Source organism: Castellaniella denitrificans (genome assembly GCF_042653765.1).
Classification (GTDB): Bacteria; Pseudomonadota; Gammaproteobacteria; order Burkholderiales; family Burkholderiaceae_B; genus Castellaniella; species Castellaniella denitrificans.
This window is the reverse complement of sequence record NZ_JBHSEZ010000017.1, coordinates 1-6119: the sequence shown is the minus strand read 5'-3', so window position 1 is coordinate 6119 and position 6119 is coordinate 1. Positions and strand designations below refer to the sequence as shown.

At 53.9% G+C, this 6119-nt stretch carries 2 tRNA genes and 3 rRNA genes; all 5 read right to left on the bottom strand.

The window, feature by feature from the left end:
- Positions 1-92: 92 nt before the first annotated feature.
- A 5S ribosomal RNA gene (rrf, locus tag ACFO27_RS12045) occupies positions 93-205 on the bottom strand.
- Positions 206-440: 235 nt separating this feature from the next.
- Positions 441-3327: ribosomal RNA gene (locus ACFO27_RS12040) — 23S ribosomal RNA — on the bottom strand.
- Between the two features lie 355 nt (positions 3328-3682).
- Positions 3683-3758: transfer RNA gene (locus tag ACFO27_RS12035), tRNA-Ala, on the bottom strand.
- A 35-nt stretch (positions 3759-3793) separates the two neighbouring features.
- Positions 3794-3870, bottom strand: a tRNA-Ile gene (locus ACFO27_RS12030).
- Between the two features lie 97 nt (positions 3871-3967).
- Positions 3968-5510: ribosomal RNA gene (locus ACFO27_RS12025) — 16S ribosomal RNA — on the bottom strand.
- Together the 16S, 23S and 5S rRNA genes with 2 tRNA genes alongside form the textbook arrangement of a ribosomal RNA operon.
- Positions 5511-6119 lie beyond the last annotated feature (609 nt).

Sequence of the window (6119 nt, the reverse complement as noted above, 5' to 3'; positions counted from 1 at the left end):
GCCATAGGGCGCCTTGTCGCCGCCCCATTTTGCCGCCGCCCCAAAGACAAAGCCCCCGCAGAGGATCTCTGCGGGGGCTTTGCGGTATAAAAGCCTGACGATGACCTACTTTCACAGGTGTCCACCCACTATCATCGGCGCGAAGGCGTTTCACTGTCCTGTTCGGGATGGGAAGGAGTGGGTCCACCTTGCTATGGTCGTCAAGCATAACTGGTTGCACTCGAGTCTCGGGCCACGCGGGCCTGGGACTGGAGCGCCAATTTGGAAGAAGCACTGCGCTGCGGGCCTAGCTGGGCCTGCGGCGCTTGCAGTGTTTGACGCGACGGGCTGCATTGTAGCAGATCCGTGGCGCGGGGCACTGGGGTTGCGTTGTTTCGTTCAATTGTGTCGGCTACATACACACGACCTCTATGTCCCGTTGCGGTACTCCGCAAGGTTATAGGATCAAGCCGCACGGGCAATTAGTACTGGTTAGCTGCACGCGTTACCGCGCTTCCACACCCAGCCTATCAACGTCCTGGTCTCGGACGACCCTTCAGGGGGGTCAAGCCCCCGGGATACCTAATCTTCAGACGAGTTTCCCGCTTAGATGCCTTCAGCGGTTATCTCTTCCGTACATAGCTACTCGGCAATGCCATTGGCATGACAACCGATACACCAGTGGTACGTCCACTCCGGTCCTCTCGTACTAGGAGCAGGCTCCGTCAAGTATCCAACGCCCACGGCAGATAGGGACCAAACTGTCTCACGACGTTTTAAACCCAGCTCACGTACCTCTTTAAATGGCGAACAGCCATACCCTTGGGACCGGCTACAGCCCCAGGATGAGATGAGCCGACATCGAGGTGCCAAACACCGCCGTCGATATGAACTCTTGGGCGGTATCAGCCTGTTATCCCCAGAGTACCTTTTATCCGTTGAGCGATGGCCCTTCCATACAGAACCACCGGATCACTATGACCTGCTTTCGCACCTGTTCGACTTGTCAGTCTCACAGTCAAGCACGCTTATGCCATTGCACTATCAGCACGATTTCCGACCGTACCTAGCGTACCTTCGTACTCCTCCGTTACACTTTAGGAGGAGACCGCCCCAGTCAAACTGCCCACCATGCACTGTCCCCGACCCGGATAACGGGCCAAGGTTAGAACCGCAAACAGACCAGGGTGGTATTTCAAGGTTGGCTCCACCGAATCTAGCGACTCGGTTTCAACGCCTCCCACCTATCCTACACAGGCCGGTTCACAATCCAATGCAAAGCTACAGTAAAGGTTCATGGGGTCTTTCCGTCTAGCCGCGGGTAGATTGCATCATCACAAACATTTCAACTTCGCTGAGTCTCAGGAGGAGACAGTGTGGCCATCGTTACGCCATTCGTGCAGGTCGGAACTTACCCGACAAGGAATTTCGCTACCTTAGGACCGTTATAGTTACGGCCGCCGTTTACCGGGGCTTCGATCAAGAGCTTGCACCCCATCACTTAACCTTCCGGCACCGGGCAGGCGTCACACCCTATACGTCGACTTTCGTCTTTGCAGAGTGCTGTGTTTTTAATAAACAGTCGCAGCCACCGATTCTCTGCGGCCCCTTCATGCTCTAGGCGCGAGCCTATCACACTACCAGGGCATACCTTCTCCCGAAGTTACGGTATCAATTTGCCGAGTTCCTTCTCCTGAGTTCTCTCAAGCGCCTTGGAATATTCATCCCGTCCACCTGTGTCGGTTTGCGGTACGGTCTCGTGAGACTGAAGCTTAGAGGCTTTTCCTGGGACAACTTCCAATCAGTCCAGGAACCGAAGTTCCTGTCCAGCCACACCCTTGAATTACGCGCCCGGATTTACCTAAGCGCCTTCTATGATGCAGCAACGGGGACATCCAACACCCCGATGACCTTCTGCCATCCGTCCCCCCATCGCATCTCACGACGGTGCTGGAATATTAACCAGCTTCCCATCAGCTACGCATCTCTGCCTCGCCTTAGGGGCCGACTCACCCTGCGCCGATGAACGTTGCGCAGGAAACCTTGGACTTACGGCGAGGGGGCTTTTCACCCCCTTTATCGCTACTCATGTCAGCATTCGCACTTCTGATACCTCCAGCAGCCTTTACAAGCCACCTTCGCAGGCTTACAGAACGCTCTCCTACCGCGTGCACTTGCGTGCACACCCGCAGCTTCGGTAACTGGCTTAGCCCCGTTACATCTTCCGCGCAGGACGACTCGATCAGTGAGCTATTACGCTTTCTTTAAAGGATGGCTGCTTCTAAGCCAACCTCCTGACTGTCTATGCCTTCCCACTTCGTTTCCCACTTAGCCCGTTTTAGGGACCTTAGCTGGCGGTCTGGGTTGTTTCCCTCTTGAGTCCGGACGTTAGCACCCGGTGCTCTGTCTCCCACACTGTACTTGCCGGTATTCGGAGTTTGCCATAGGTTGGTAAGTCGCCATGACCCCCTAGCTATAACAGTGCTCTACCCCCGGCAGTAATCATGTGAGGCACTACCTAAATAGTTTTCGGAGAGAACCAGCTATCTCCAGGCTTGTTTAGCCTTTCACCCCTATCCACAGCTCATCCCCTAACTTTTCAACGTTAGTGGGTTCGGTCCTCCAGCACGTGTTACCGTGCCTTCAACCTGGCCATGGATAGATCGCCTGGTTTCGGGTCTACACCCAGCGACTGAATCGCCCTATTCGGACTCGCTTTCGCTACGCCTTCCCTATCCGGTTAAGCTTGCCACTGAATGTAAGTCGCTGACCCATTATACAAAAGGTACGCAGTCACCCCACAAGGAGGCTCCTACTGTTTGTATGCATACGGTTTCAGGATCTATTTCACTCCCCTTCCGGGGTTCTTTTCGCCTTTCCCTCACGGTACTGGTTCACTATCGGTCGATCACGAGTATTTAGCCTTGGAGGATGGTCCCCCCATCTTCAGACAGGATTTCACGTGTCCCGCCCTACTTATCTGACGCCTAGTCCCACACATTCGATTTCGTCTACAGGGCTATCACCATGCTGCGGCCGGCCTTTCCAGACCGTTCGACTATCGACTGTGCTAACTCGTCAAGGCTGCTCCGGTTTCGCTCGCCGCTACTTCCGGAATCTCGGTTGATTTCTTTTCCTCGAGCTACTGAGATGTTTCAGTTCACCCGGTTCGCCTCGTTACCCTATGTATTCAGATAACGATACGGCATCGCTGCCGTGGGTTTCCCCATTCGGACATCTGCGGATCAAAGCTTGTTTGCCAGCTCCCCGCAGCTTTTCGCAGGCTACAACGTCCTTCTTCGCCTGTGATCGCCAAGGCATCCACCATATGCACTTATTCGCTTGATCCTATAACTTTGCAGATTACAGGAACACTTGAGTTTGCGTGTTTGTGCCGTTCAATTCCATCAAGGCTCATCAAGTATCGGTCCTTGCGGACTTCTCTTGACTGAATCTTAAGAACTTTTGAACAATTGATTTTGCAATCACAACCCGTAAATTACCCATCACGACAATCAAGTCGATCATGATATTTACATTGTTGTGCTTCTTCCAGATTGTTAAAGAACATGGTACTGCACCGAAGGGCTCCTTTCGAAACCCCGTTCAGTCAGCAGCATCCTGGTCGCCCAAGACACTCTTGACTGAAGATCTGTCGTCCGCATCGATCGATCGGCTTGCGCCAACCCGCCGCACGAATCGCTGGTGGAGGATGACGGGATCGAACCGACGACCCCCTGCTTGCAAAGCAGGTGCTCTCCCAGCTGAGCTAATCCCCCAGAACCCATCGCCAGGTCACCCCGACAATGAACCGTGGTGGGTCAAGATGGATTCGAACCATCGACCCCCGCCTTATCAAGACGGTGCTCTAACCGACTGAGCTACTGACCCCTTGAGTCTGCTTTTCATGCAGGCCTGGACTTCAGACCATGTACCAAACAGCCGATAAGCGTGAGCGCTTCAACAACAGGCTTTGCTGTGAGCTCTTAAAGGAGGTGATCCAGCCGCACCTTCCGATACGGCTACCTTGTTACGACTTCACCCCAGTCATGAATCTCACCGTGGTAAGCGCCCCCCTTGCGGTTAGGCTACCTACTTCTGGTGAAACCCACTCCCATGGTGTGACGGGCGGTGTGTACAAGACCCGGGAACGTATTCACCGCGACATGCTGATCCGCGATTACTAGCGATTCCGACTTCACGCAGTCGAGTTGCAGACTGCGATCCGGACTACGATCGGGTTTCTGAGATTGGCTCCACCTCGCGGCTTGGCAACCCTCTGTCCCGACCATTGTATGACGTGTGAAGCCCTACCCATAAGGGCCATGAGGACTTGACGTCATCCCCACCTTCCTCCGGTTTGTCACCGGCAGTCCCATTAGAGTGCCCAACTGAATGTAGCAACTAATGGCAAGGGTTGCGCTCGTTGCGGGACTTAACCCAACATCTCACGACACGAGCTGACGACAGCCATGCAGCACCTGTGTTCCGGTTCTCTTGCGAGCACTCCCAAATCTCTTCGGGATTCCAGACATGTCAAGGGTAGGTAAGGTTTTTCGCGTTGCATCGAATTAATCCACATCATCCACCGCTTGTGCGGGTCCCCGTCAATTCCTTTGAGTTTTAATCTTGCGACCGTACTCCCCAGGCGGTCAACTTCACGCGTTAGCTGCGCTACTAAGGTTAATAAACCCCAACAGCTAGTTGACATCGTTTAGGGCGTGGACTACCAGGGTATCTAATCCTGTTTGCTCCCCACGCTTTCGTGCATGAGCGTCAGTATCATCCCAGGGGGCTGCCTTCGCCATCGGTATTCCTCCACATCTCTACGCATTTCACTGCTACACGTGGAATTCTACCCCCCTCTGACGTACTCTAGCTCGGTAGTTAAAAGTGCAGTTCCAAGGTTAAGCCCTGGGATTTCACACCTTTCTTTCCGAACCGCCTGCGCACGCTTTACGCCCAGTAATTCCGATTAACGCTTGCACCCTACGTATTACCGCGGCTGCTGGCACGTAGTTAGCCGGTGCTTATTCTGCAGGTACCGTCAGTCGCCCGGGGTATTATCCCAGGCTGTTTCTTCCCTGCCAAAAGTGCTTTACAACCCGAAGGCCTTCATCGCACACGCGGGATGGCTGGATCAGGGTTGCCCCCATTGTCCAAAATTCCCCACTGCTGCCTCCCGTAGGAGTCTGGGCCGTGTCTCAGTCCCAGTGTGGCTGGTCGTCCTCTCAAACCAGCTACGGATCGTCGCCTTGGTAGGCCTTTACCCCACCAACTAGCTAATCCGATATCGGCCGCTCCAATAGTGAGAGGTCTTGCGATCCCCCCCTTTCCCCCGTAGGGCGTATGCGGTATTAGCCACGCTTTCGCGTAGTTATCCCCCGCTACTGGGCACGTTCCGATACATTACTCACCCGTTCGCCACTCGCCGCCAAGTTAAGCAAGCTTAACTCGCGCTGCCGTTCGACTTGCATGTGTAAAGCATCCCGCTAGCGTTCAATCTGAGCCAGGATCAAACTCTTCAGTTCAATCTCTGTAATCGTATTTCCTCAACCAATAAAGGTCGGTTCATACGTCGCTATGCTCAAAGAAAGACGAAGTCTGGTTAATTAAAACCTTACTTCTTCATTTCTGTAGTATGAGCACTTGGTTTGTTGCTTTGCTTCTCCGGTCTACAAAGAATCCGTGAGAACCCTTCGCACCGGTCAGCGCCGCTTGTCATCAAGCGCCCACACTTATCGGCTGTTAAGTTTTTAAAGAGCAATTCTGCGTGAAGCAGAAAAACGAGATTATGAAGAACTTTTTACGTCGTGTCAAGTGGCTGTTTTTCGCTGTTTCTTTCGAACCGGCCCGAACTTCGTTCAAACCACATCCAAAACCGCGCAACCTCTTGACCGACAAGGCCTTCATGCCTCGCTGTCGAGCCCGAAATTAAAACACATCAGCATTTCAATGTCAAGCCCCTTACTGCCCGGCGTCGCCGCCGTCCCTCGCCACCGGCCCGGTCTCCGGATCGGGCCAAAGGCCTGCAGATCCGGGCACCTCCGCCTGGCCCCGAACCCTTGAATGCATCGGTAAAACCGAATCATCTAGGGGTTAACCCGAGTGCCTGGCGGCGAAGAAACGAGACTATAGCA